Source organism: Pseudomonas sp. 30_B (genome assembly GCF_017491605.1).
GTDB lineage: Bacteria > Pseudomonadota > Gammaproteobacteria > Pseudomonadales > Pseudomonadaceae > Pseudomonas.
Genome location: NZ_JAFGYY010000190.1, coordinates 1 through 511, shown reverse-complemented (window position 1 = coordinate 511; position 511 = coordinate 1). Strand labels below are relative to the sequence as shown.

The following is a 511-nucleotide window of genomic DNA, read 5'->3' as shown; positions in this document are numbered from 1 at the left end:
ACGACGGCGAGCGCAATCAGCGCGATCGGCCCTTTGCGCGAACGCGGCGCGTTTTCGGTCTGGGGGGAGACGCGGCCTTCGAGATTCGCGAGAATACGCGAGTGGTTTGCGCCGCTCCCTTTGCCGGCATCGGAGGAAAGCAGGCTAGGCGGGGCTTTCGAATTCGAATCGTCCGGCGCGCTCATTCAGTGTCTCGTTGAATCCTGGTTTAATTCGCCGCAATAATATTGTCCCGGCCTACGCGGAAGCAGGCCTGATTCTAAGTTCAAGCATTGCAAATTACAATCGATTCCATATTCCGGGGTTTTCTTTGATTGCCGTCGTTCTAGTCGCCTATTTCGCCGTCGCCGTGCTCGCTGCGGCGCTGCTGTTATTACCGGCAGTGCGCACGACGGTATTCGATTCGGTCGCCCAATTCCACGGCCGAATCAGCCGGCGCGCATCCGATCGCGCGGCCCGGGCGCGCGAGCATCTCGCGCAATCGGCAAGAATGTCGCGCTCCACTTTAAGC

At 59.5% G+C, this 511-nt stretch carries 2 protein-coding genes; one reads left to right on the top strand and one right to left on the bottom strand.

Going from position 1 to position 511, the window contains the following annotated elements:
- A partial coding sequence (locus J5M67_RS27870; RefSeq protein WP_207888604.1) for a hypothetical protein occupies positions 1–185 on the bottom strand: 185 nt, incomplete at its 3' end.
- Between the two features lie 11 nt (positions 186–196).
- Between J5M67_RS27870 and J5M67_RS27865 the strand changes: the two genes are divergently transcribed.
- A partial coding sequence (locus J5M67_RS27865) for a hypothetical protein (protein WP_207888603.1) occupies positions 197–511 on the top strand: 315 nt, incomplete at its 3' end.